Origin of the sequence: Inquilinus sp. 2KB_23 (genome assembly GCF_052115705.1) — a bacterium.
GTDB lineage: Bacteria > Pseudomonadota > Alphaproteobacteria > DSM-16000 > Inquilinaceae > Inquilinus > Inquilinus ginsengisoli_A.
The window spans coordinates 57,950-80,115 of the sequence record NZ_JBFRHF010000023.1; the positions used below are offsets into that span (position 1 = coordinate 57,950).

The following is a 22,166-nucleotide window of genomic DNA, read 5'->3' on the forward strand; positions in this document are numbered from 1 at the left end:
ACGCCTCAGGCGATCAGCTTGGCCAGCGGCACCAGCGGGCGCGGGCCGACATGGCCGATCACCTCGGCGGCGGCGATGCTGCCGATGCGGCCGCATTCCGCCAGGTCGAACGCCCGGGTGAAGCCGTAGAGGAAGCCCGAGGCGTAGAGGTCGCCGGCGCCGGTGGTGTCGACCAGCTGGGCGATCGGCGCGGCGGCGACCACATGGGTGTCATGGGCGGTCAGGGCCACCGAGCCCTTCTCGCTGCGGGTGACGACCGCGACCTCGCAGCGGCCGCGCACGGCGGCCACGGCGGCGTCGAAATCGCTGACCTGGTACAGCGCCGTGATCTCCGCCTCATTGGCGAACAGCACGTCGACATGGCTGTCGATCAGCGCCAGGAAGCTGTCGCGGTGGCGTTCGACGCAGAAGCTGTCGGACAGGGTCAGCGACACCTTGCGCCCGGCGGCATGGGCGACGCGAGCCGCCTTGATGAAGGCCTCCTTCGCCGTCGGCCGGTCCCACAGATAGCCTTCGAGATAGGTGACCTGGGAAGCCGAGATCACGGCCTCGTCGACATCGTCCGGCGTCAGCTCGACGCAGGCGCCGAGATAGGTGTTCATCGTCCGCTGCGCGTCGGGCGTGACGATGATCAGGCTGCGCGCGGTCGGCGGCGTGCCCGGCACCTTGGGGTCGAGCGGCTTCGAGTCGAAATCGACGCCGACGGCGCGGATGTCGTGGCGGTAGACGTCGCCGAGCTGGTCTGCCGTCACCTTGCCGATGAAGGCGGCCTTGCCGCCGAGCGAGGCGATGCCGGCCGCGGTGTTGCCGGCGGAGCCGCCGGAAGCGGCGAGGCCCGGCCCCATGGCGGCGTACAGCGCCTCGGCCCGTTCGGCGTCGATCAGCGTCATCGCGCCCTTCACCAGGCCGTGCTCGGTGATGAAGCTCTCTTCGTTCTTGGTGATGACATCGACAATGGCGTTGCCGATGCAGGTGACATCGTAGCGGGCGGTCATGGGTCTCGCTGTCTGCGGCCTGGGGGACGACCCGCACGGGGTCCCTGCCCCTCTAGTCTGCGGCCACGCCCGAGTCAACCGGCGCACCGAGTCGCGAGGGGGAAAGAGGGGCATGGCGGAGGCATGCGCATGGCCTTGCCCCCCAAATCGTCATTGCTTCGCTGCGCTCGCAATGACGAAGAAGGGGAAGGCAGGCCCGGTACCGTTCACGCCGCCAGAGCCAGCTCCGGCGCCGGATGGGGCAGGCCGTAGCGGGCGGCAATGCGGTCGATCCACAGGCCCGGGGTGCCGTGCGGCCGCTCATGCGGGGCGAAGGGCGTGAGCACGGCGTCGAGCCGCGCCATCGCCGCCGTCACCGCCGCCGCCTCGACCGGGGTCAGCGCCGGCTTGGAGCCCTCCGCGGTCAGGGCCCGGATGCGGCTGCGCTCAACCAGCTTGGTCACGAGATGGTGCCCGTCGAAGCGGCGCAGGCAGACGCCATAGGCGCCGCCGAGCCAGTTCTCGTCCCAGATCTCGTCCAGCGCCTTGGACAGGGCCGGCTCGTCGAGGCCGCCCCTTGCATCGAACAGCTCCGCCCAGCCATGGAGACGGCCTTCGGAGGCCAGCAGCGCCCGGCGAAAATCCGCCGTGAATTCCTGCCGCAGATCCACGGCGAGGTCCGGCAGCGGCCCTGCCGACTCGGCGGCCCGGCGGGCCCAGGGCAGCACCGCGGCGCCGAACCACTCCTCCGGCGCCGGCACGACCTCCTCGCTGCGGATCGCGCTGCGGATCGACAGGGCGGGGGCCAGGACATAGGTCGGCACCGGCAGGCAGCGCGCGGCGATCAGCGCGCGCAGCCGGTCCTCGCCCACGCCGGCGGAACCGGCGAGATCCTGCGGCGACAGGCCGTGGCGGCGGACATAGTCGAGCAGGGCGAAGGGGTGGGTCATGGTCGCCTCCGATCGGGGTGAACAGGTCCCGCCCAGCTAAGGCCGGCGCCGCCCCCTTGACCAGCAACAACAAATCGACCACCATCGAAGTATGAAGGAAGGACTTGATCTCGCGGGATTATCGTCGCTGATCGGCGACCCCAGCCGGGCCCTGATCCTGTCGGCCCTGTTCGGCGGCGAGGCGCTGCCGGCGGGCGAGCTGGCGTTCCGCGCCCGGGTCACGCCGCAGACCGCGAGCAGCCATCTGGCCAAGCTGGCCGAGGCCGGGCTGGTGGTGGTGGAGCGCATGGGCCGCCATCGCTACTACCGCCTGTCGGGGCCGGAGATCGGCGCGCTCTTGGAGCAGATGCTGGCCGTGGCCTGGGCCCCGTCGGTCGACCAGTCGCGGGTGCCGGCGCCTTTGCGCGGCGGCCGCATGTGCTACGACCATCTGGCCGGCCGGCTGGGCGTGGCGGTGACCGACGCCCTGGTGGCGCGGGGCCTGCTGACCCGCGGCGACGAGGCCTTCGCCCTGACCGGGGACGGCGCCGCCTGGTTCGCGGCGCTGGGCATCGACGCGGCGGCGCTGCGCCACGGCCGCCGGTCCTTCGCCCGCCACTGCATCGACTGGAGCGAGCGCCGGCCGCATCTGGCGGGCGCCTTGGGCGCGGCCATCGCCGAGAGCTTCCTCGTCCGCGGCTGGATCCGGCGCGACCGCGACAGCCGCGCCGTGGACCTGACCGAGGACGGCCGCGCCGGGCTGGCCCGGATCTTCGGGCCGGAGATCCTGGCGGCGGTGGCCCCCGAGGCCGCCGCCGCGTGACCTGCCGGCCCGGCCGGTCCCTTGCGCCGCCGCTTCCGCCACCCTAGGTGAACGGCCGCGCCCCAACCGCCGAGCCCCGATGCCCAACGCCCTGCGCCTCGCCTTCCACCAGATGACGGACGACCCGAAGATCCGCCGGGTGCTGTGGGTCAGCTTCGCCGCCACCATCGCCCTGCTGCTGACCCTGCCGGCCCTGACCGGCTGGGGCCTGTCCTGGGTGCAGATCGCCAACTGGCCCTGGGTCGACACCATCCTCGACGTGCTCGGCGGCGTCGCCGTGCTGGCGCTGGGCATCCTGTTGTTCCCCGCCATCGTCGGGCTGGTGGCCAGCCTGTTCCTCGACGACGTGGCGGAGGCGGTGGAGGCGCGGCACTACCCCAGTTTGCCGCCGCCGCGCCGGCAGCGCATCGGCGAGATGATCTGGGGGTCGGTCCGCTTCTTCGTGGTGCTGGTGGCGGCCAACCTGGTGGCGGTCGGCATCGTGCTGATCGTGCCGGGGGTCAACCTGCTGGTGTTCTGGCTGGTCAACGGCTACCTGCTGGGCCGCGAGTATTTCGAGCTGGTGGCGATGCGGCGGCTGGAGCCGGCGGCCGCCCGCGCACTGTGGCGCGCCGCCCAAGGCCGCTTCATCGTCGCCGGGCTGGTGCTGGCCGCGATCCTGATGGTCCCGGTCGTCAACCTGCTGGTCCCGGTGCTGGGCGCCGCCTTCATGACCCATGTGGTGCACCGCGCCACCGGCAACGCAGCGCAGCGGCAGGCCGCCGCCCGCACGGGGTGAATTCGACGCAAGAAAGTCACAATTCCGCGGCTGCGGGGAACGGGCATGGCCGTGGCGGGTTGATCGCCCCACAATCATCCGTGCTAAAGTCCCGCGCCCATCGCCCGATGGGGCATCAGATACCGGAACCACAACAAGCAGGGGGACACCCGCGTGTTTCGTCGACGCAACCCCGCTGGCGGATCCGACGGCGGCGCCGAGCGGCCAGGTCACACCGCCACGGAAACGTCCGTTCGGCCCGCCGCCCCGACCGCGCCTCAAGGAGAGCCCATGTCCACCGCCAAGCCCGCCACCAGCTACAAGACCGAGCTGCCGCGCCGGATCGACCTGCCAGGCACCGGAGCCGGTGCGATCGGCGGCGTCCGGCGGCCGACCGCGGAGGCGGCCCCGGCGCCCGGCCGCGAATCCCCGCGCAAGCTGATCGTCGGCAGCGAGATCTCGCTGGCCGGCGAGATCACCGCCTGCGACCACCTGGTGGTCGAGGGCCGGATCGAAGCCCGGATCAAGGACTGCCAGACCATCGAGATCGCCGAAGAGGGCGTGTTCAAGGGGTCGGCCGAGATCCGCGACGGCGACATCGCCGGCCGGTTCGAGGGCGACCTGTCGGTGTCCGGCCTGCTGCGCCTGCGCGCCACCGGCGTCGTCACCGGCACCGTCAAATACGGTGAGCTGCATGTCGAGACCGGCGGCAAGCTGATCGGCACGCTGCAGCCGCTGGGCGGCGACACCGGCGGGCGCAGCGAGGCCCCGGCGGCGCCCCAGCCCGCCCCGACCCCGCTGTTCGACGACAAGGCCGCCGGCGAGGCCTGATCCGCGCCGCAAGCGACTCGAAGACAGACGAAGACGGCCGGGACAACCCGGCCGTTTTCGTTTGTGGGGGCAGGAGCCCGTCCCGGTCGACGGCGGGCGCCTCTTTCCTTCCTCCCCCTCCCCTTGCGGGAGGGGGCAGGGGGAGGGGTTGTCGAAGCATCCTGTGTCTATGCCTGTCCAGGCCGACAGGCGCCCAGCCCCTGGATTCGATACCGGCTTTTGCGGCATGAACCCCCTCCCCCCGCCCCCTCCCGCGAGGGGAGGGGGAGACTCAGATTTGGATGTCGACTCGGGGAATTGGGGGCGGCCCGCAATGCGGGGGCAGCCGGGCGTGCCCGCCGCACCAGCAGCCGGAGCCCGGGCAAAGAAAAAGGGCCGCAGCGAACTGCGGCCCGAGTTTAGGGAGGAAACGCCCAAGAAGTGCGTTACGACAGCAGCAAGCTGCATGTCGCAATGCACAATTTAAGGGTTTCGCCGGACAAATCAAGCGGAAAATGAATTCCCCTTGTGCAACAACCCCTTACGATCTATCCGTGCCTAAGATATGTGCAGTTAGCACTAATTTTATGCTGCGCCGCACAATGCGACGCCGAATCCGGGTCCCTAGGGCCGCCCGACTCGCGGCGGCGCCCGGATCGACGCTTGGGGCTTGCCCCGGCGGGCCGCATGGGGGAAGCATGCCAGGCCCGCCCCGAACATCCGGCCCGCCATGCCAGACGCCCTCGCCCTCATCGCCGATCTCGGCGGCACCAACGCCCGATTCGCCCTGGCCGACGCCGGCGGCACGCGCGACGCCAAGATCCTGCACGCCGCCGACTATCCCAGCCTGGCCGAAGCCGCGCATGCCTATCTCGACATGGTGCGACCGCCGGTCGCACCGCGGCTGGCCGCCTTCGACGTGGCCAGCCCGGTCACCGGCGACCAGGTGTCGCTGACCAACGCCACCTGGTCGTTCTCGATCGCGGCATTGCAGAAGGATCTGGGACTGGAGCGGCTGGAGGTGATCAACGACTTCACCGCCGTCGCGCTGGCGGTGCCGCATCTCGAGGAGGCCGACCGATCCCAGATCGGCGGCGGCGCCCCGGTGGCGAACGAGCCGATCGGCGTGCTGGGGCCCGGCACCGGCCTCGGCGTCTCCGGCCTGGTGCCGAGCGGCGGCCGCTGGGCGGCGCTGGCCGGCGAAGGCGGGCACGTCACCATGGCGGCGGCGAGCGAGCGCGAGGCCGCGGTGCTGGACCGGCTGCGCCACCGCTTCCAGCATGTCTCGGCCGAACGCGTGCTGTCCGGCATGGGCCTGACCAACCTGTATGAGACGCTGTCCCAACTGGACGGCGTCGACCCGGTGTCGCGCGACGCGGCGGCGGTGACCGAAGGCGCCCGCACCGGCGACCCGCATTGCGTCGAGGCGGTCAATGTCTTCGCCTCGATGCTGGGCACCGTCGCCGGCAACCTGGCGCTGACCCTGGGGTCGCGCGGCGGCGTCCACATCGCCGGCGGCGTGGTGCCGAAGCTGGGCGACCTGTTCGACCGCGACCTGTTCCGCAGCCGCTTCGAGGCCAAGGGCCGGATGCGCCCCTTCGTCGCCGCGATCCCGACCTATCTCGTCACCCACCCGCTGCCGGCCTTCATCGGACTGCGCTCGGTGCTGGGCCTGACCTGACCGCAACAGGACTGCCGTGACCCTCGACCTCGACCGGCTGCGCGCCGACACGCCGGGCGCCGCCCGGGTGCTGCATCTCGACAATGCCGGCTCGGCCCTGCCGCCGCGGCCGGTGCTGGACGCCATGCTGGACCATCTGCGGCTGGAGGCGGAGATCGGCGGCTATGCCGCGGCGGCCGCCGCCGAGCCGAAGCTGGAGGCCGCCTATGACTCGATCGCCCGGCTGATCGGCGCCGCGCCGGACGAGATCGCGATGATGGAGAACGCCACCCGGGCCTGGGACATGGCGTTCTATGGCCTGGCGTTCCGGCCGGGCGACCGCATCCTGACCGCCAAGGCCGAATACGCCTCGAACACCATCTCGTACCTGCAGGTGGCGCGGCGCACCGGCGCGGTGGTCGAGACCATCCCCGACGACGCCCTCGGCCAGCTGGACGTGGCGGCGCTGGAGCGGGCGGTGACGGCGGCCGGCCGCGGCCCGGTCCGGCTGATCGCGGTGACCCATGTGCCGACCAATGGCGGGCTGGTCAATCCGGCGGCGGCGATCGGCCAGATCGCACGCGCGCATAGCATTCCCTATCTGCTCGATGCCTGCCAGTCGGTGGGCCAGATGCCGGTGGATGTCGGGGCGATCGGCTGCGACATGCTGTCGGCGACGGCGCGCAAGTTCCTGCGCGGGCCGCGCGGCGTCGGCTTCCTCTATATCAGGCGGTCGATGCTGGCGGCGATCGACCCGCCCTTCCTCGACCTGCACGCGGCCGAGATGGTGGCGCCCGACCGCTATGTGGTGCGGCCCGACGCGCGGCGGTTCGAGAATTTCGAGCGCAACTTCGCCGGCATCGTCGGCATGGGCGCCGCGGTCGACTATGCCCTCGACCTCGGCCTCGACACCATCCGCGACCGGGCCTGGGGCCTGGCCGCCCGGCTGCGCGACGGGCTGGCGGCGCTGCCCGGCGTGACGGTGCGCGACAAGGGCGCCGAGCGCTCGGCGATCGTCACCTTCACCCGGGAAAGCGAGGCGGCCGACGCGCTGCAGCGGCGCCTGCGCGCGGCTGGCATCAACACCAGCGTCACCCGCCGCCGCTCGACCATGGCCGACATGACCGACCGCGGCCTGGACGCGATGCTGCGGGCCTCGCCGCACTGCTACAACACCGAGGCCGAGATCGACCGCTTCGTGGCGGCGGTGGCGGCGGGCTGACTCTCGGCTACTCCCCGAGGAGATGCAGCACGACCTCGCGCCGGTGCGGCCGGCTGCGATGCTCGAACAGGTAGACGCCCTGCCAGGTGCCCAGCGCCATGCGGCCCGCCGCCACCGGGATCGACAGCTGCACCTGGGTCAGCGCGGTGCGGAGATGCGCCGGCATGTCGTCCGGCCCCTCGGAATCATGGATGTAGCGGCCCGGCTCCTCCGGCGCGATGTCCTCGAAGAAGGTCTCCAGATCCGCCCGCACGTCGGGGTCGGCGTTCTCCTGGATCAGCAGCGAGGCCGAGGTGTGCCGGCAGAACACGGTCAAGAGGCCGGTCGCGATCCGCTGCGCCTCGACCCAGGGACGGATCCGCGGCGTGATCTCGACCAGGCCCTTGCCGGCGGTGGCGATCTGGAGGGTGTGGAGGGATTGGCGCATGCAGCCACCATCGGTCCGCCGGCCCCACGGATCAAGCGCGGGGGCGGTGGACGCGCCTTTGCGATCCGCCTGGGATCAGCGAGAATGCCGCCATGGCCGACGGACTCGACGATTTCTATGCCCAGATCCCGGTGTTCGAGGGCTTCGCCCGGCTGACCGACCCGGCGCTGTACCGGCCGCTGCCGGAGGACTGGGTGCTCGGCCTGTCCGACGTCGTCGCCTCCACCGCGGCGATCCGGGCCGGGCAGTACAAGAATGTGAACGTCGCCGGCGCCGCGCTGATCGCCGCCGTGTCGAACGCGCTGGGGCAGCGTGACTTCCCCTTCACCTTCGGCGGCGACGGCGCCAGCTTCGCCCTGCCGCCCGAGGATGCCGAGACGGCGCGCGCCGCCCTGGCGGCCACCGCGGCCTGGGTGCGCGACGACCTGGCCCTGGCGCTGCGCGTGGCGCTGGTGCCGGTGGCGGCGATCCGCGCCGCGGGCTGGGATGTGCGGGTGGCCCGCTACGCCCCCTCGCCCCATGTCAGCTACGCCATGTTCATGGGCGGCGGCCTGGCCTGGGCCGAGGGCGAGCTGAAGGCCGGCGCCCATGCGGTCGAGCCGGCGCCCCCCGGCACCCGCCCCGACCTGTCCGGCCTGTCCTGCCGGTGGGAGGAGTTCCCGGCCCGCCACGGCCTGGTGCTGTCGCTGATCGCCACCCCCGTGGTGGCCGAGAGCGAGGCCGCGTTCCAGGAGCTGGTCGGCGACATCCTGCGCATGACCGGGCGCGAGAGCGAGGCGCAGCACCCGATCTCGGACCTCAAGCGCGCCATGAGCTGGCCGCCCGCCGGCTTGGACGTCGAGGCCCGGACCTCGCGCGGCGCCCAATCGGTGCTGCGCCGCAAGGCGGTGCTGGGGCTGCAGACCCTCGCCTCCTGGGCGATCATGCGCTTCGGCATCCGCATCGGCGGCTTCCAGCCCGAGCGCTATCTGCGCGAGCTGGTGGCCAATGCCGATTTCCGCAAATACGACGACGGGCTGCGCATGACGCTGGACTGCACCCCGGCGCTGGCGGACCGGCTGGAGGCGCGGCTGCTGGCGGCGGAGCAGGCCGGCATCGCCCGCTTCGGCCTGCACCGCCAGGATTCGGCGATCGTCACCTGCTACACCCCGTCGGCGCTGCGCAGCGACCATGTCCATTTCGTCGACGGCGCCGCCGGCGGCTATGCCGCGGCCGCGACCCGGCTGAAGCTATGACCGGGCCGGCCGGCAACCTGTTCGACGGGCTGCCGCGGGATGCGGCCGAGGAGCAGTTCATCCCCCTGCTGCAGGCGGCCGGCTTCGTGCTGGAGCGCATCGTGTCGACCGGCCAGGCCAGCCCGCCGGATCATTGGTACGACCAGGAGCGGGCGGAATGGGTCGCGCTGCTGCGCGGTTCGGCCGGGCTGCAATTCGAGGGCGAGCCGGAGCCGCGGGTGCTGCGCCCCGGCGACTGGGTCGCGATCCCCGCCCATGCCCGCCACCGCGTGGCCTGGACCGACCCCGACCAGCCGACCGTGTGGCTGGCGCTGCACCACGATTAGGCGCGGCTCGAGAGACCGTTTGGAAATGCGCTGGCGTGAGTCGGCTGGCGGTGGTTTCGAGAACCGGAGCGCAGCGCACGTTTGGTGCGTGAGCACCGGAAGCGGAGAAACTGCCGTCAGACGGCCGCGCCAGTAGCGTTTACAGACGGTCTCTACGCTTCGATCAGCTCGAACCTGTCCACATCCACCAGGCCACGGTCGGTGATCTTGAGGTGGGGGATCACCGGCAGCGGCAGGAAGGCCAGCTGGATGAAGGGTTCGGGCAGCGGGCAGCCCATCGCCCGCACCGCCCGGCGCAGCGCCACCAGGTCCTGCGCCACCGCCTCGAACGGCTTCAGGCTCATCAGCCCGGCGATCGGCAGCGCGATCTCGCCCACGACCTGGCCGTTGACCACGGCGACGAAGCCGCCCTGCAGCGCGATCAGCCGGTTCACCGCCACCGCCATGTCGGCGTCGTTGTCGCCGACCACGCAGATGTTGTGGCTGTCATGCCCGACCGATGAGGCCAGGGCGCCGCCGCGGAAGCCGAAGCCCTTCACGAAGGCGCGGCCGATGTTGCGGTTCACCCCGTGCCGGGCGAAAACGCAGATCTTGAGGATGTCCTGGTCCGGGTCCGGCAGGCGGCAGCCGTCGCGCCAGGGCAGGGTCGCGACCAGCGCGTCGGTGATGATCTTGCCCGGGATCAGCCCGATCACCGGGCCGGTCGGGCCGCTGGTCGGGGCCCGAAAATCCTCGATCATGACAGGGTCGAGCTGGACCGAGCCGAGGCCGACCGGGGCCGGCGCGGCGCGGCCGGCGAAGATGTCGGGCCCGACGATGCGGCCGGCGCTGATCACCTGGGACACCGCGCAATCCTCGAGGTCGTCGAGCAGCACCAGGTCGGCCCGGCGCCCGGGCGCCACGATGCCTCGGTCGCGCAGGCCAAAGCCCTGGGCGGCCGACCAGGTGGCGGCGCGGTAGACATGGGCGACCGGCGCGCCGCGGCGGATGGCGGCGCGGATCAGGTGGTCGAGATGGCCTTCTTCGGYGATGTCGAGCGGGTTGCGGTCGTCGGTGCACAGGCCGAGGAAGGGCGAGGTCTCGGCCGAGATGATCGGCGCCAGGGCGTTGACGTCCTTGCTGACCGACCCGTCGCGGATCAGGATCTGCATGCCCTTGCGCAGCTTTTCCATCGCCTCCTCGACACCGGTGGTCTCGTGGCAGTTGCGGATGCCGCAGGCGAGGTAGGCGTTCAGCGGCTTGCCGGTCAGCAGCGGCGAATGGCCGTCGATATGGCCGTCCTGGAAGGCGGCCAGCTTCTCCAGCACGCCCTCGTCCTTGGCCAGCACGCCGGGGAAGTTCATGAACTCGGCCAGGCCGATCACCTTGGGGTGGCCGCGGTGGCGGATCAGCGCGGCGGCGTCCAGCCGGGCGCCCGCCGTCTCCAGCTCCGTCGCCGGGACGCAGGAGGACAGCTGGACCCGCAGGTCCATCGCCGTGCCCAGCGCGCCGTCGAGGAAATAGGCCAGCCCCGCCTCGCCCAGCACGTTGCAGATCTCGTGCGGGTCGCAGATCGCGGTGGTGGTGCCGCGCGGCAGCACGCAGCGGTCGAATTCGGCCGGCGTCACCAGGGTCGATTCGCAGTGGACATGGGTGTCGATGAAGCCGGGCACCACGATGCGGCCGCGGCCGTCGATCTCGACCGCGCCGGAATAGTCGTCGCAGGTGCCGACGATGCGGTCGCCGCAGATCGCGACGTCGCCGTCCAGCAGCGCGCCCGTGACCACGTCCAGGGTGCGCGCGCCCTTGATCACCAGATCCGCCGGCGCATGGCCCAACGCCTGGTCGATCCGCGCCTTCAGTTCCGCCGTGCCGCCCATCGCATCGCCTCCAACCGGGAGGCCAGCCTAGCACGCGCGCCCGCTTTCCTGTCGCCTGCGGCAACGGCATATTGATTGCATTTTATGTGAATTAATTTTACCTCCGCCGCCACCGGCGACAGCGCGCATGGTTTTGGATTATCACCGAGGCACCCGGCCGGCGGCGTCGGGGGACAGATCGGGGGACCGCTGGGGATGGAGAGGCTTCTGGGCTCGGTTCGCTCGATCGTGCTGATCGCGATCCTCGGCTTCCTGCTGTTCTTCGGCGCGGCCGGCTGGCTGGGCCAGCAGTTCCTGGCCGACAACGCCCGGACCCAGGAGCGGGTCGACCACACCAGCCGGGTCATCGCCACCATCGCCACCGCCCGCATCCAGCTGTCGCGGGCCCAGCTGTACAGCCGCAGCTTCGTGGTGACCGGCAGCCCGCAGGAGGCGTCGGTAGCCGAGGACGCCGCCCGGGTGGCGACGGACACGCTGCTGGACCTGCGCAGCATGGTCGCCGACAACCCGGCCCAGGTCCGGCGCTTCGACGACGCGGCGACGACCACCGAACAGATCCTGGTCACCAACGACCGGATCATCGCCGCGGTTCGGCGCGGCGATGTCGACGGCGCCCGCGACATCGTCAGGAGCGCCGCCGACCAGGGGCCGGCCTTCCGCGCCACCATCGAGGAGGCGGCCGCCACCGAGCGGACGCTGCTGGCCGAACGCCGGGCCGCCACCGCGGCGACGCTGCAGCGGATCATCTGGCTGCTGGCCGGCATCTCGGCGCTGGCGGCGGCCTGCGGCCTGCTGGCGGTGTGGGCCATGTCGCGCCAGGTGCGCACCGACCAGCGGCGCTACCGCGAGCTGGAGCGGGCGAAGCGCGAGAGCGACGACGCCGCCCGGGCGCTGGCCGAAAGCCAGGCGCAGATGCAGGCGGTGCTGGACAGCGCCCGCGACCCGATCCTGGTGGTCGACCGCCACGGCGTGGTCGAGTTGGCCAACCGGGCCTGCGGCGAGGCCTTCGGCGCCAGCAGCCGCAGCCTGGTCGGCACCGACATCTCGGAGCTGGTGCCGGCCCTCATCGGCGGCGCCCATCCGGCCGGCGAGGTGCAGGTGACGCGGCGCGACGGCAGCGGCTTCCCGGCCGAGATCTCGACCGGGGTGTTCGAGCGCGACGGGCGCGAGATGTCGGTCTGCATCCTGCGTGACAGGACCGAGCGGCACCGGCTGGACCAGCTGAAGAACGAATTCGTGTCGACGGTGAGCCACGAGCTGCGCACGCCGCTGACCTCGATCCGCGGCTCGCTGGGGCTGATCGTGGCAGGGGCGGCGGGGCCGCTGCCGGACAAGGCCAAGGCCCTGCTGGAGATCGCCCACAAGAACAGCGAGCGGCTGGTCGGTCTGGTCAACGACATCCTCGACATCGAGAAGATCGAATCCGGGCGAATGGAGTTCCGCCACGACCGGCTGGAGGCGGGCAGCCTGGTCGAGCAGGCGGTGGAGGCGAACCAGGCCTACGCGGCCCAGCACGAGGTCGAGTACCGGATCACGGCGCGGTCGGACGAGACGCTGCCGGTGCTGGGCGATGCCGACCGGCTGATCCAGGTGCTGACCAACCTGCTGTCGAACGCGGCCAAGTTCTCCCCCGCCGGCACGGCGGTGGAGGTGGCGGTCGAGACCGCCGGGTCGCAGGTCCAGGTCAGCGTGCGCGACCGCGGCGCCGGCATCCCGGAGGCCTTCCGCAACCGCATCTTCCAGCGCTTCGCCCAGGCCGACGCCAGCGATATCAGGCGCAAGGGCGGCACCGGGCTGGGCCTGTCGATCGCCAAGGCGATCGTCGAGCGGCATGGCGGCCGCATCGGCTTCGAGCCGGCGGAGGGCGGCGGCACCCGCTTCTGGTTCACCCTGCCGCTGCTGGCCGAAGCGCAGGAGACCCCGACCACCGCCGGCGACGCGCGCCGCCGCGTCCTGGTGTGCGAGGACGACCCCGACGTGGCGATGCTGCTGGGGCTGATGATCGAACAGGATGGCTGGCGGGTCGACATCGCCCGCGACGCCGAGACCGCGCTGGAGAAGGCGCGGACCGGCCAGTACGACGCGATGACGGTCGACCTGCTGCTGCCCGGCATGGACGGCATCACCCTGATCCGCCAGCTGCGCGCCGACGCCGCCACCGCGGCGCTGCCGATCGTCGTCGTCTCGGCCACCGCCCAGGACGGCAAGCGCGAGCTGAACGGCGACGCGGTCAACATCGTCGACTGGCTGGACAAGCCGATCGAGCAGCTGCGGCTGCGCGCGGCGCTGCGCCAGGCCGGGCTGCGCAGCCGCAGCGGCCGCGCCCGCATCCTGCATGTCGAGGACGACGACGACGTCATCGAGGTGGTCAGCGCCATCGTGCGCGACGAGGCCGAGATCATCCCGGCGCGGTCGCTGCGCGAAGGCCGGCAGAAGCTGGCCGAGCAGCGCTTCGACCTTGTCATCATCGATGTCGGGCTGCCCGACGGCTCCGGCCTCGACCTGCTGGAGACGATCAACGCCCGCACCCCGCGGGAGCCGGTGCTAATCTTCTCGGCCCAGGATTCCAGCGCCGCCTACGCCAGCGCGGTCTCGGCCTCGCTGGTCAAGAGCCGCACCGACAACCGGCAGTTGCACCAGACCATCACCGCCCTGATCAACGGGCTGATCCAGGACAAGCACGAGGATCCCCACCATGGCCGATGAGGCCCTGACCCGCATCCTCTATGTCGAGGACGATGCCGACATCCGCTCGGTCGCCAGCTTCGCGCTCGAGGCGGTCGGCGGCTTCGTGCTGGCCGCCTGCGCCTCGGGCGAGGAGGCGCTGGCCCAGGCGGCGGCATTCGCGCCGCAGCTGCTGCTGCTCGACGTGATGATGCCGGGCATGGACGGGCCGGAGACGCTGGCGGCGCTGCGGGCGCGGCCGGAAACGGCGGCGACGCCGGCGGTGTTCATGACCGCCAAGGTGCAGCCGCAGGAGGTGGCGCGCTACCGCGCCCTCGGCGCGCTCGACGTCATCTCCAAGCCGTTCGACCCGATGACGCTGTCGGACGAGATCCGCGCCCTCTGGGCCCGCCGCGGCGGCTGAGGGCGGGAACGATGGACCAGGACGCCCTACGCGCGCAGCTCGACCGGCTGCGGCAGAAGTTCAAGGCGGAGCTGCCGGCGAAGCTGGCCGAGGCCGACGCGCTGCTGGCCGCCCTGCAGGCCGACGACGGTCAGGCCCTGGCGGCCCTGCGCATGATCGCGCACCGCCTGCACGGCACCGGCGGCACCATGGGCTTCACCGCCCTGTCGGACGCGGCGGCGGCGCTGGAGATGCAGCTGGACGCCTGCCTCAAGGCGGGCGGCGCCGGGCCGCAGGATGTGGCGGCGATCGCCGCCGGGCTGGCGGCGGTGAAGGCAGCGGGCTGAGCGGCCTCAGGCGGCTTCCACAACCTCGATCTCGGCGGTGATCTCCGCCATCGCACCCAGCATGATCGAGGCGGAGCAGTATTTCTCCTTCGACAGCTGGACCGCGCGCTCGACCTTGGCACGGTCGAGGCCGCGACCGGTGACGACGTAGCGCATGCGGATGCGGGTGAAGATCTTGGGGTCGGTCTCGGCACGGTCGGCGTCGACCTCGACCCGGCAATCCGTCACCGGCTCGCGCCCCTTCTCCAGGATCATCACCACGTCGAAGGCGGAGCAGCCGCCGAGGCCGATCAGCAGCATCTCCATCGGCCGGATGCCGAGGTTGCGCCCGCCGCTTTCCGGTGCGCCGTCCATCACGACGGCATGGCCGCTGCCGGATTCGCCGACGAAGGTGCGGCCTTCGACCCAGGTGATGCGGGCTTTCATCTCAATCGCTCCAGGAACCGATTCGTCGCGCACCCTAGCAGCGGCGGGGGCGGCCGTCAGCCGGCCGAAGGGCCGGTGTCCCGGCCGCCAGATCCACCGCAGACTCCAGCGGCAGAATCCAGGCTTTGCATCGCCGCGTCTTTGCAGTATGGTCCGCGCCGCTTCGGGCCTTCGGGCCCCGAGTCACGGCCTGCACTCGTAGCTCAGCTGGATAGAGCGCCGCCCTCCGGAGGCGGAGGTCACAGGTTCGAATCCTGTCGAGTGCGCCAGCCCCCCTCCAAAGACTCGTCGGATCAGTTGCCCGGCTTCGCGGTGCCGCCGATGTCAGTTGCTGAGCGGCGGCGGAACATACCGGCGCGGATTTCCGACTTTGCTCTCGAATCCGGGGTTGCTCTGGTTCCGATACCCGGAGCCAGGCGGCGGATTGGAACGGTTGTTGTTGCCCTGGGAACGATTGTCGTTGCCCTGGGAATGGTTCCGGCCATTGTCGTTGTTCCGCCGGTTTCCGTCGTCATCTCTGTGGCGCGAGCGGCGATTGTCATCGTCGTTCCGGTTGCGATCGCGGTGATAGCGCCGGTAGTCGCTGTACCGGTTGTTGTCGTAACGGTCGTTATCGTAATAGCCGGCGTTGCCGTAATAGCCGCCATTGTAGTAGCGGTCCTGGCGGTAGTCGCCGTCGTACCAGCCATCCCCGTAGCCCTGGGGCTGGCACGCGGCGATCAGCGGCGCCGATGCGCCGAATGCGACAACCACGAACAGAACCCGAACGAACCCGCGACGGCGATTCACGACCGCACTCCGCATTGTTTCCATCCGATCAACATAGACTTGTGCAGCAAAAGTCCATGGTGACGCCGGATCTTGTCAGGAGTTCGGCGGATCGAGGGGCGCCGCGGCGGGCGCCCTACTCGCAGATCGCGGGGCCGACGACGGTGCAGCCATGGCGGGCCAGGATGCCCTCGGCCTGGTCCTTCGCCGATCCGACCAGCTCCAGGAAACAGTCGTCGAAGCCGCCCGGCGTGAACACCAGCAGCATCCGCACGGTGCCGTCGGAGACGACGCTCCAGGTGTGCCGCACGCCCTTCGGCACCGTGACCGTGGTCCCGGCCGAGGCGTCGAACACCCGGTCGCCGCGGACGAAGCGCACCGTGCCCTCGAGGATGATGAAATGCTCGTCCTCGTTGCGGTGGATGTGCAGCGGCGGGCCGCAGCGCGGCACCGCGGTGACCTCCAGCATGGTGTAGCGCCCCTGCGTCGCGGCGGACGGAACCCGCAGGGCGAAGCGTTCGCCCGGCATCCATTCGAGCCATTCGCCGCCGGCCGCGATGCCATCGGGCTGGGGGGCGGGTGCACGGTTCGGCAGTGTCACGTGGAGTCTCCTCGCAGAGTTGGACGCGACCGCGTGGCGGTCGCTTGGGCAAGGATGCGAAAGCGCGGCTACATCAGGGTGTCGGAACCGCCCGGAATGCCTACGGCCGTAACGCGGGGGGCCTTGGGGTGGCGGCGCCGGCTCGGCTCTTTTGCGGCGGGGCCTGCGTCAGCGCGCCACGGCGATGGCGCGGGCAATCCAGAAAGCGAGATTGCGACGCATTCCCATTTTCGGCATGGTGCGACGCATTTCGATTCATGCCAACGAGCAGGCGAGGCCCCGATGAGATTCCCGTTCCCGGCCCTGGCGAGCGCCGCCACCCTGGCCGCGGCCCTGGTGGCCGCCCCCGCCGCTCTGCTGAGCGCCCCGGCGATGGCGCAGGACGCCGGCATCACCGTCTACAACGCCCAGCATGAGAGCCTGACCAAGGCCTGGGCCGAGGGCTTCACCCGCGACACCGGCATCAAGGTGACGCTGCGCAACGGCAGCGACACCGAGCTGGGCAACCAGCTGGTGCAGGAGGGCGCGGCCTCCCCCGCCGATGTGTTCCTGACCGAGAATTCGCCGTCGATGGTGCTGGTCGACAACGCCGGGCTGTTCGCGCCGCTGGGCCAGGACACCCTGGCGCAGGTGCCCGACAGCTACCGTCCGGCGCATGGCCGCTGGATCGGCATCGCCGCGCGCAGCACCGTCTTCGCCTATGACAAGACCAAGCTGAGCGCCGACAAGCTGCCGAAGTCGCTGCTCGACCTCGCCGACCCCGCCTGGAAGGGCCGCTGGGGCGCCTCCCCCTCCGGCGCCGACTTCCAGGCCATCGTCAGCGCGCTGCTGGCCCTCAAGGGCGAGCCGGCGACCGCCGCCTGGCTGAAGGCGATGAAGGAGAACTTCCTGCCCTTCAAGGGCAACAGCACGGCGATGAAGGCGGTCAATGCCGGCCAGGTCGAAGGCGCGGTGATCTACCACTACTACTGGTTTGGCGACCAGGCGAAGACCGGCGAGAACAGCAAGAACGTCGGGTTGCACTATTTCCGCAACCAGGACCCCGGCGCCTTCGTCAGCATCTCCGGCGGCGGCGTGCTGGCCTCGAGCAAGCACCAGCAGCAGGCCCAGGCGTTCCTGAAGTGGATCACCGGCAAGGGCGGCCAGGACGTGCTGAAGACCGGCGATTCCTTCGAATACGCCGTCGGCACCGGCGCGGAGTCGAACCCCAAGCTGGTGCCGCTGGCCGACCTGCAGGCGCCGAAGGTCGAGCCGTCGGGCCTGAACAGCAAGGCGGTTACCGACCTGATGACCCAGGCCGGCCTGCTGTAATGCCCCCGCGGTCCGGCCGGCCTGCGGGGCGGGCATGAGCCCCGTGGGGCGGGCATGACCCAGGCGTCGGTCGGGCTGCGGCCCGGCGGGCCCGCTTTCGCGGCGGGCCGCCGGCCCTTCGTCCCGGGAATGGCGGGCGCGGCCCTGGTGGTTTCGCTCGCCGCCCTGCTGCCGCTGGGCTTCGTCGTCTGGGTCACCCTCCAGACCGGATGGGCGACGGCCTCCGCCCTGGTGTTCCGCCCGCGGGTCGGCGAGCTGCTGGTCAACACCGTACTGCTGGTGGGCGTGACCGTGCCGGTCTGTGCCCTGCTGGCCCTGGCCCTGGCCTGGCTGACCGAGCGCAGCGACCTGCCCGGCGCCCGGATCTGGGCCGGGCTGGCGGTGGCGCCGCTGGCGGTGCCCGCCTTCGTACACAGCTATGCCTGGATCAGCCTGGTGCCCGGCCTGCACGGCCTGTCCGGCGGGGTGCTGGTCTCGGTGATCGCCTATTTCCCGCTGATGTACCTGCCGATCGCGGCGACGCTGCGACGGCTCGATCCCGGGCTGGAGGATGCGGCCGCATCCCTCGGCGATGCGCCGCCCCGGGTGTTCCTGCGGGTGGTGCTGCCGCAGCTGCGGCTGGCGCTGTGCGGCGGGGCGCTGCTGGTCGGGCTGCACCTGCTGGCCGAATACGGCCTGTTCGTGATGATCCGCTTCGACACCTTCACCACCGCGATCGTCGACCAGTTCCAGTCGACCTTCAACGGCCCCGCCGCCAACATGCTGGCCGGGGTGCTGGTGCTCAGCTGCCTCGGCCTCTTGTGGCTGGACGCCGTGCTGCGCGGCCGGGCCCGCTATGCCCGCATCGGGTCCGGCGCCGCCCGCCTGCCGCGGCGCACCCGGCTGGGCCGCGCCACCCTGCCCTGCCTGCTGCTGCCGCTGGCGACGACGCTGCTGGCGCTGGGCGTGCCCTTCGTCACCCTGGGGCAGTGGCTGGCGGCCGGCGGCGCCGCGATCTGGAAGCTGGACGAGATCGGCCCGGCGCTGGGCCAGACCCTGGTCTTCGCCGTGGCCGGCGGCGTCATCACCACCGTCGCCGCCATCCCGATGGCCTGGCTGTCGATCCGCGCCCCCGGGCGGCTGCAGCGGGTGCTGGAGGCCTGCAACTACACCGTCGGGTCGCTGCCCGGCGTGGTGGTGGCGCTGGCCCTGGTCACCATCACCGTGCGGGTGGCGCTGCCGCTGTACCAGACGGTGGCGACCGTGCTGCTGGCCTATGTCCTGTTGTTCCTGCCGCGGGCGCTGATCGGCCTGCGCGCCAGCATCGCCCAGGCGCCGGTCGAGCTGGAGCACGCCGCCGCCAGCCTGGGCCGGTCGCCCGCCCGGGCGCTGTGGTCGGTCACCATCCGGCTGGCAGCACCCGGCGCCGCCGCCGGCATGGCGCTGGTGGCGCTGGGCATCACCAACGAGCTGACCGCGACCCAGATGCTGGCCCCGAACGGCACCCGCACCCTGGCCACCGCCTTCTGGTCCTACAGCGGCGAGATCGACTATGCCGCCGCGGCGCCCTATGCCTTGATCATGATCCTGATCTCCCTGCCCCTGACCTGGCTGCTGCACGCCCAATCCAAACGGACCGCGGGACGATGACCTTCCTGGACCTGCGCGGCATCACCCGGCGCTACGGCGCGGTGGCGGCGCTGGACGGCGTCGACCTCGCCGTGCCCGTCGGCAGCCGCACCGCCATCCTCGGCCCCTCCGGCTCCGGCAAGTCGACGCTGCTGCGCATCATCGCCGGCTTCGAGGCGCCCGATGCCGGCCGCGTCACCCTCGACGGCGCGGTGGTGGCCGACGGCCCGGCGGCGACGCCCGCCCATCTCCGCGGCATCGGGCTGGTGGCGCAGGACGGCGCGCTGTTCCCGCATCTCAGCATCGCCGACAACATCGGCTTCGGCCTGCCCCGCCGAGCGCCGCACCGGGACGACCGCATCGCCGAGCTGATGGCGATGGTGGAGCTGGACCCGGCGATGCTGCGGCGCCGGCCGGACCAGCTGTCGGGCGGGCAGCAGCAGCGCGTGGCGCTGGCCCGGGCCCTGGCCCGCAGCCCGCGGCTGATGCTGCTGGACGAGCCGTTCTCGGCGCTGGACACCGGGCTGCGCGCCAGCACCCGCAAGGCGGTGACCGCGCTGCTGGAGGCGGCCGGCATCACCACCATCCTGGTCACCCACGACCAGGCCGAGGCGCTGTCCTTCGCCGACCAGGTGGCGGTGATGCGCAGCGGGCGGCTGCTGCAGGCCGGCACGCCGCGCGAGCTGTACCTGCGGCCGCAGGATTCGATGATCGCCGAGTTCCTGGGCGACGCCATCATCCTGCCGGCGCAGCTGGCGGAGGGCTGGGCCGACTGCGCCCTCGGCCGCATCGCGGTCGACGACCGCCGCCGCGGCCCGGCGCAGATCATGCTGCGGCCCGAACAGCTGGCGCTGGCGGATGCGCGTGACAGCGCCCCCGGCACGCTGGGCGAGGTCGCCGAGATCGATTTCGCCGGGTCGGTCTGCACCGTCACCGTGCGGCTGCCGGACGGCCCCGCAGGCGCGCAGCGGCTGCTGCTGCGCCGGCCCGGCCTCGGCCTGCCCGTGGTCGGCGCCCGGGTGCGGATCACGGTGCAGGGCGAGGCCCATGTCTTCGCCGGCGATCCCTAGGCGAGGTGACACGCGGCCTGGCGGCCGTCGGCCAGGGTGCGCAGCACCGGCACCTCAGCCCGGCAGCGGTCGATCGCCAGCGGGCAGCGGGTGTGGAAGCGGCAGCCGGCCGGCGGCGCGGCCGGGCTGGGCAGTTCGCCCTGCAGCACGATGCGGTCGCGCCGCGCATCCGGGTCGGCCACCGGGATCGCCGACAGCAGCGCCTGGGTGTAGGGGTGGCGCGGCCGGTCGAACAGCGCGTCGCGGCCCGCCGTCTCGACGATCAGGCCGAGATACATCACCGCGATCTCGTCGCAGAGATGCTCGACCACCGCGAGGTCGTGCGAGATGAACAGGAAGGTGACGCCCTGCTGTTCCTTGAGGTCGGAGAACAGGTTGATGATCTGCGCCTGGATCGAGACGTCGAGGGCCGAGACCGGCTCGTCGGCCACGATCAGCTCCGGCTTCAGCGCCAGGGCCCGGGCGATGCCGATGCGCTGGCGCTGGCCGCCGGAGAATTCATGGGGGTAGCGGGCGAACTGGTAGGGCGCCAGGCCGCAGATCCGCATCACCTCCAGCACCGCGTCGCGCAGCTCGGCCTTGCGGACCAGGCCATGGGCCAGCAGCGCCTCGCCGATCGCGTCGCCGACCCGTACCCGGGGGTTGAGCGAGCCGTAGGGGTCCTGGAACACCAGCTGCATCTTCGGCCGCAGCGCCGCCAGCCCCTTGCGGCCGCCGGCCCGGATGTCGCGGCCGTTGAAGCGGACGGTGCCGGCGGTCGGCTCGTACAGCCCCAGTACGGTGCGGCCGAGCGTGGACTTGCCGCTGCCGGATTCGCCGACCAGGCCGAAGCTGGTGCCGCGGCGGATGCGGAAGCTGACCCCGTCGACCGCGCGGACCTGGCCCGAGATCTGGCCGAACAGCCCGTCGCGGATCGGGAAATGGGTCTTGAGGCCCTCGACCTCGAGCAGAGGGGCGGCGGTGTCCATCAGATCGCCCCCGACTGCGCGAGGAAGCAGGCGGCGCGGTGCGGGGCCGCGGCCGGCTCCAGCGCCGGGATGCCGGTGCGGCACACCTCGGCGGCGGCGAAGCAGCGCTCGGCGAAGGCGCAATGGTCGGGCAGCCGCGCCGGGCTGGGGACCTGGCCGGGGATCGACACCAGCCGCTTCAGCCGCCGGCCCGGCACCGGGCGCGAGGCCAGCAGGCCGCGGGTGTAGGGATGCTTGGGCTGGCGCAGGATGTCGCGCACCGGCCCGGTCTCGACCACCCGCCCGGCATACATCACCACCACCCGGTCGGCCAGTTCGGCCACCATGCCGAGGTCGTGGGTGATCAGCATCAGCGCCGTGCCCTGGTCGCGCTTCAGCCGGCCGAGCAGGTCGAGGATCTGGGCCTGGATGGTGACGTCGAGCGCGGTGGTCGGCTCGTCGGCGATCAGCAGGCGCGGGCCGCAGCTGAGCGCGATGGCGATCATCGCCCGCTGCAGCATGCCGCCCGACAGCTGGTGCGGATAGCCCTCGACGATCCTGTCCGGCCGGGCGATGCCGACCCGGTCCAGGAGTGCGATCGCCTCGGCCCAGGCCGCCTTCGGGCTCAGCTTGCGGTGCTCGATCAGCGGCTCGACGATCTGCTCACCGATGGTCAGCACCGGGTTCAGCGAGCTCATCGGCTCCTGGAAGATCATCGCGATCTCGTTGCCGCGCAGGGCCCGCAGCACCTCCGGCTTCAGGGTCAGCAGGTCCTGGCCGCGATACAGGATGCGGCCGCCGGCGACGCGCCCGGCCGGGCGGGCCAGCAGCCCCATCAGCGACAGCGCGGTCACGCTCTTGCCGCAGCCGGATTCGCCGACCACGCCGACGGTCTCGCCCTCGGCGATGCCGAAGCTGACATGGCTGACCGCCCGGGCCACGCCCTCCTCGGTGCGGAACTGGACGGACAGGTCCTGGAACTCGACAAGATGTTTCACG

22 protein-coding genes and 1 tRNA gene are annotated in these 22,166 nt (G+C 71.7%); 14 read left to right on the top strand and 9 right to left on the bottom strand.

What is annotated here, in order from left to right; genetic code table 11:
- Nucleotides 1–5: 5 nt before the first annotated feature.
- Together AB4112_RS25815 and AB4112_RS25820 are read right to left on the bottom strand one after the other, a co-directional pair.
- Nucleotides 6–995, bottom strand: a complete 990-nt coding sequence (locus tag AB4112_RS25815) for an adenosine kinase (RefSeq protein WP_441723834.1) — start codon at nt 993–995, stop codon at nt 6–8.
- Nucleotides 996–1,201: 206 nt separating this feature from the next.
- Nucleotides 1,202–1,924, bottom strand: a complete 723-nt coding sequence (locus tag AB4112_RS25820) for a DUF6058 family natural product biosynthesis protein (RefSeq protein ID WP_441723836.1) — start codon at nt 1,922–1,924, stop codon at nt 1,202–1,204.
- 91 nt (nt 1,925–2,015) lie between these two features.
- On the opposite strand from AB4112_RS25820, the gene AB4112_RS25825 reads away from it, so the two are divergent.
- The 5 genes from AB4112_RS25825 (at nt 2,016) to AB4112_RS25845 (ending at nt 7,175) form a co-directional block, all read left to right on the top strand.
- Nucleotides 2,016–2,726, top strand: coding sequence for an ArsR/SmtB family transcription factor (locus AB4112_RS25825; protein ID WP_441723838.1), 711 nt, complete (start codon nt 2,016–2,018; stop codon nt 2,724–2,726).
- A 79-nt stretch (nt 2,727–2,805) separates the two neighbouring features.
- Nucleotides 2,806–3,504, top strand: a complete 699-nt coding sequence (locus AB4112_RS25830) for an EI24 domain-containing protein (protein WP_309800989.1) — start codon at nt 2,806–2,808, stop codon at nt 3,502–3,504.
- A gap of 270 nt (nt 3,505–3,774) precedes the next feature.
- On the top strand, nt 3,775–4,314 hold the full coding sequence (locus AB4112_RS25835) for a bactofilin family protein (protein WP_309800988.1): 540 nt from the start codon (nt 3,775–3,777) through the stop codon (nt 4,312–4,314).
- A 709-nt stretch (nt 4,315–5,023) separates the two neighbouring features.
- The gene (gene glk, locus AB4112_RS25840; RefSeq protein ID WP_309800986.1) at nt 5,024–5,974 is read left to right on the top strand and encodes a glucokinase; all 951 of its coding nucleotides are present in this window, start codon (nt 5,024–5,026) and stop codon (nt 5,972–5,974) included.
- A gap of 16 nt (nt 5,975–5,990) precedes the next feature.
- Nucleotides 5,991–7,175 (top strand): aminotransferase class V-fold PLP-dependent enzyme, encoded by a 1,185-nt coding sequence (locus tag AB4112_RS25845; RefSeq protein ID WP_309800984.1) that lies wholly within the window; start codon nt 5,991–5,993, stop codon nt 7,173–7,175.
- A gap of 7 nt (nt 7,176–7,182) precedes the next feature.
- Here the strand turns inward: AB4112_RS25845 and AB4112_RS25850 are convergent, their stop codons facing one another.
- Complete coding sequence (locus tag AB4112_RS25850) at nt 7,183–7,602, bottom strand: secondary thiamine-phosphate synthase enzyme YjbQ (RefSeq protein WP_309800982.1); 420 nt, start codon at nt 7,600–7,602, stop codon at nt 7,183–7,185.
- 92 nt (nt 7,603–7,694) lie between these two features.
- Between AB4112_RS25850 and AB4112_RS25855 the strand changes: the two genes are divergently transcribed.
- Both AB4112_RS25855 and AB4112_RS25860 read left to right on the top strand, forming a co-directional pair.
- On the top strand, nt 7,695–8,837 hold the full coding sequence (locus tag AB4112_RS25855; protein WP_309800979.1) for a DUF3095 domain-containing protein: 1,143 nt from the start codon (nt 7,695–7,697) through the stop codon (nt 8,835–8,837).
- Nucleotides 8,834–9,163, top strand: coding sequence for a cupin domain-containing protein (locus AB4112_RS25860; RefSeq protein WP_309800977.1), 330 nt, complete (start codon nt 8,834–8,836; stop codon nt 9,161–9,163). The genes AB4112_RS25855 and AB4112_RS25860 overlap by 4 nt, the downstream gene beginning before the upstream one ends.
- Nucleotides 9,164–9,315: 152 nt before the next feature.
- Here AB4112_RS25860 and ade read toward each other — a convergent pair whose 3' ends face one another.
- A complete protein-coding gene (gene ade / locus AB4112_RS25865; protein WP_441723843.1) occupies nt 9,316–11,022 on the bottom strand; it encodes an adenine deaminase in 1,707 nt (568 codons plus the stop codon).
- Between the two features lie 195 nt (nt 11,023–11,217).
- Here ade and AB4112_RS25870 point away from each other — a divergent pair, with 195 nt between their 5' ends.
- The 3 genes from AB4112_RS25870 to AB4112_RS25880 are packed head-to-tail and all read left to right on the top strand — an operon-like array spanning nt 11,218 to nt 14,436.
- Nucleotides 11,218–13,728 (top strand): response regulator, encoded by a 2,511-nt coding sequence (locus AB4112_RS25870; RefSeq protein WP_309800973.1) that lies wholly within the window; start codon nt 11,218–11,220, stop codon nt 13,726–13,728.
- The gene (locus AB4112_RS25875) at nt 13,718–14,110 is read left to right on the top strand and encodes a response regulator (RefSeq protein ID WP_309800971.1); all 393 of its coding nucleotides are present in this window, start codon (nt 13,718–13,720) and stop codon (nt 14,108–14,110) included. Before AB4112_RS25870 ends, AB4112_RS25875 begins: the two co-directional genes overlap by 11 nt.
- Nucleotides 14,111–14,121: 11 nt before the next feature.
- On the top strand, nt 14,122–14,436 hold the full coding sequence (locus AB4112_RS25880) for an Hpt domain-containing protein (RefSeq protein ID WP_309800970.1): 315 nt from the start codon (nt 14,122–14,124) through the stop codon (nt 14,434–14,436).
- A 6-nt stretch (nt 14,437–14,442) separates the two neighbouring features.
- Here the strand turns inward: AB4112_RS25880 and AB4112_RS25885 are convergent, their stop codons facing one another.
- A complete protein-coding gene (locus AB4112_RS25885) occupies nt 14,443–14,862 on the bottom strand; it encodes an OsmC family protein (RefSeq protein WP_309800968.1) in 420 nt (139 codons plus the stop codon).
- 192 nt (nt 14,863–15,054) lie between these two features.
- On the opposite strand from AB4112_RS25885, the gene AB4112_RS25890 reads away from it, so the two are divergent.
- A tRNA-Arg gene (locus AB4112_RS25890) sits at nt 15,055–15,131 on the top strand.
- Nucleotides 15,132–15,186: 55 nt separating this feature from the next.
- Here AB4112_RS25890 and AB4112_RS25895 read toward each other — a convergent pair.
- Nucleotides 15,187–15,651 carry a hypothetical protein gene (locus AB4112_RS25895; protein WP_441723846.1) on the bottom strand — a complete coding sequence of 155 codons (465 nt, stop codon included), beginning with the start codon at nt 15,649–15,651 and terminating at the stop codon, nt 15,187–15,189.
- A gap of 115 nt (nt 15,652–15,766) precedes the next feature.
- Nucleotides 15,767–16,231, bottom strand: coding sequence for a cupin domain-containing protein (locus AB4112_RS25900; protein ID WP_441723848.1), 465 nt, complete (start codon nt 16,229–16,231; stop codon nt 15,767–15,769).
- Between the two features lie 282 nt (nt 16,232–16,513).
- Here AB4112_RS25900 and AB4112_RS25905 point away from each other — a divergent pair, with 282 nt between their 5' ends.
- Genes AB4112_RS25905 through AB4112_RS25915 form a run of 3 tightly spaced genes read left to right on the top strand, consistent with a single transcriptional unit; the run spans nt 16,514 to nt 20,220 of the window.
- Nucleotides 16,514–17,542 carry an iron ABC transporter substrate-binding protein gene (locus AB4112_RS25905; protein WP_441723850.1) on the top strand — a complete coding sequence of 343 codons (1,029 nt, stop codon included), beginning with the start codon at nt 16,514–16,516 and terminating at the stop codon, nt 17,540–17,542.
- Between the two features lie 54 nt (nt 17,543–17,596).
- Nucleotides 17,597–19,171, top strand: a complete 1,575-nt coding sequence (locus AB4112_RS25910) for an ABC transporter permease (protein WP_441723852.1) — start codon at nt 17,597–17,599, stop codon at nt 19,169–19,171.
- Nucleotides 19,168–20,220 (top strand): ABC transporter ATP-binding protein, encoded by a 1,053-nt coding sequence (locus tag AB4112_RS25915; protein WP_441723854.1) that lies wholly within the window; start codon nt 19,168–19,170, stop codon nt 20,218–20,220. The genes AB4112_RS25910 and AB4112_RS25915 overlap by 4 nt, the downstream gene beginning before the upstream one ends.
- Here AB4112_RS25915 and AB4112_RS25920 read toward each other — a convergent pair.
- A complete protein-coding gene (locus AB4112_RS25920; RefSeq protein ID WP_441723856.1) occupies nt 20,217–21,188 on the bottom strand; it encodes an ABC transporter ATP-binding protein in 972 nt (323 codons plus the stop codon). The genes AB4112_RS25915 and AB4112_RS25920 overlap by 4 nt on opposite strands.
- Nucleotides 21,188–22,165, bottom strand: a complete 978-nt coding sequence (locus tag AB4112_RS25925) for an ABC transporter ATP-binding protein (RefSeq protein WP_309800954.1) — start codon at nt 22,163–22,165, stop codon at nt 21,188–21,190. The genes AB4112_RS25920 and AB4112_RS25925 overlap by 1 nt, the downstream gene beginning before the upstream one ends.
- Nucleotide 22,166: the final 1 nt, after the last annotated feature.

Coding starts and splice junctions, on each gene's coding strand:
- AB4112_RS25880 (WP_309800970.1), top strand. CDS start 14,122: ATGGACCAGGACGCCCTACGCGCGCAGCTCGACCGGCTGCGGCAGAAG.
- AB4112_RS25830 (WP_309800989.1), top strand. CDS start 2,806: ATGCCCAACGCCCTGCGCCTCGCCTTCCACCAGATGACGGACGACCCG.
- AB4112_RS25825 (WP_441723838.1), top strand. CDS start 2,016: ATGAAGGAAGGACTTGATCTCGCGGGATTATCGTCGCTGATCGGCGAC.
- AB4112_RS25885 (WP_309800968.1), bottom strand. CDS start 14,862: ATGAAAGCCCGCATCACCTGGGTCGAAGGCCGCACCTTCGTCGGCGAA.
- AB4112_RS25850 (WP_309800982.1), bottom strand. CDS start 7,602: ATGCGCCAATCCCTCCACACCCTCCAGATCGCCACCGCCGGCAAGGGC.
- AB4112_RS25835 (WP_309800988.1), top strand. CDS start 3,775: ATGTCCACCGCCAAGCCCGCCACCAGCTACAAGACCGAGCTGCCGCGC.
- AB4112_RS25870 (WP_309800973.1), top strand. CDS start 11,218: ATGGAGAGGCTTCTGGGCTCGGTTCGCTCGATCGTGCTGATCGCGATC.
- AB4112_RS25820 (WP_441723836.1), bottom strand. CDS start 1,924: ATGACCCACCCCTTCGCCCTGCTCGACTATGTCCGCCGCCACGGCCTG.
- AB4112_RS25905 (WP_441723850.1), top strand. CDS start 16,514: ATGAGATTCCCGTTCCCGGCCCTGGCGAGCGCCGCCACCCTGGCCGCG.
- AB4112_RS25855 (WP_309800979.1), top strand. CDS start 7,695: ATGGCCGACGGACTCGACGATTTCTATGCCCAGATCCCGGTGTTCGAG.
- AB4112_RS25875 (WP_309800971.1), top strand. CDS start 13,718: ATGGCCGATGAGGCCCTGACCCGCATCCTCTATGTCGAGGACGATGCC.
- AB4112_RS25910 (WP_441723852.1), top strand. CDS start 17,597: ATGACCCAGGCGTCGGTCGGGCTGCGGCCCGGCGGGCCCGCTTTCGCG.
- AB4112_RS25860 (WP_309800977.1), top strand. CDS start 8,834: ATGACCGGGCCGGCCGGCAACCTGTTCGACGGGCTGCCGCGGGATGCG.
- AB4112_RS25920 (WP_441723856.1), bottom strand. CDS start 21,188: ATGGACACCGCCGCCCCTCTGCTCGAGGTCGAGGGCCTCAAGACCCAT.
- glk (WP_309800986.1), top strand. CDS start 5,024: ATGCCAGACGCCCTCGCCCTCATCGCCGATCTCGGCGGCACCAACGCC.
- AB4112_RS25815 (WP_441723834.1), bottom strand. CDS start 995: ATGACCGCCCGCTACGATGTCACCTGCATCGGCAACGCCATTGTCGAT.
- AB4112_RS25915 (WP_441723854.1), top strand. CDS start 19,168: ATGACCTTCCTGGACCTGCGCGGCATCACCCGGCGCTACGGCGCGGTG.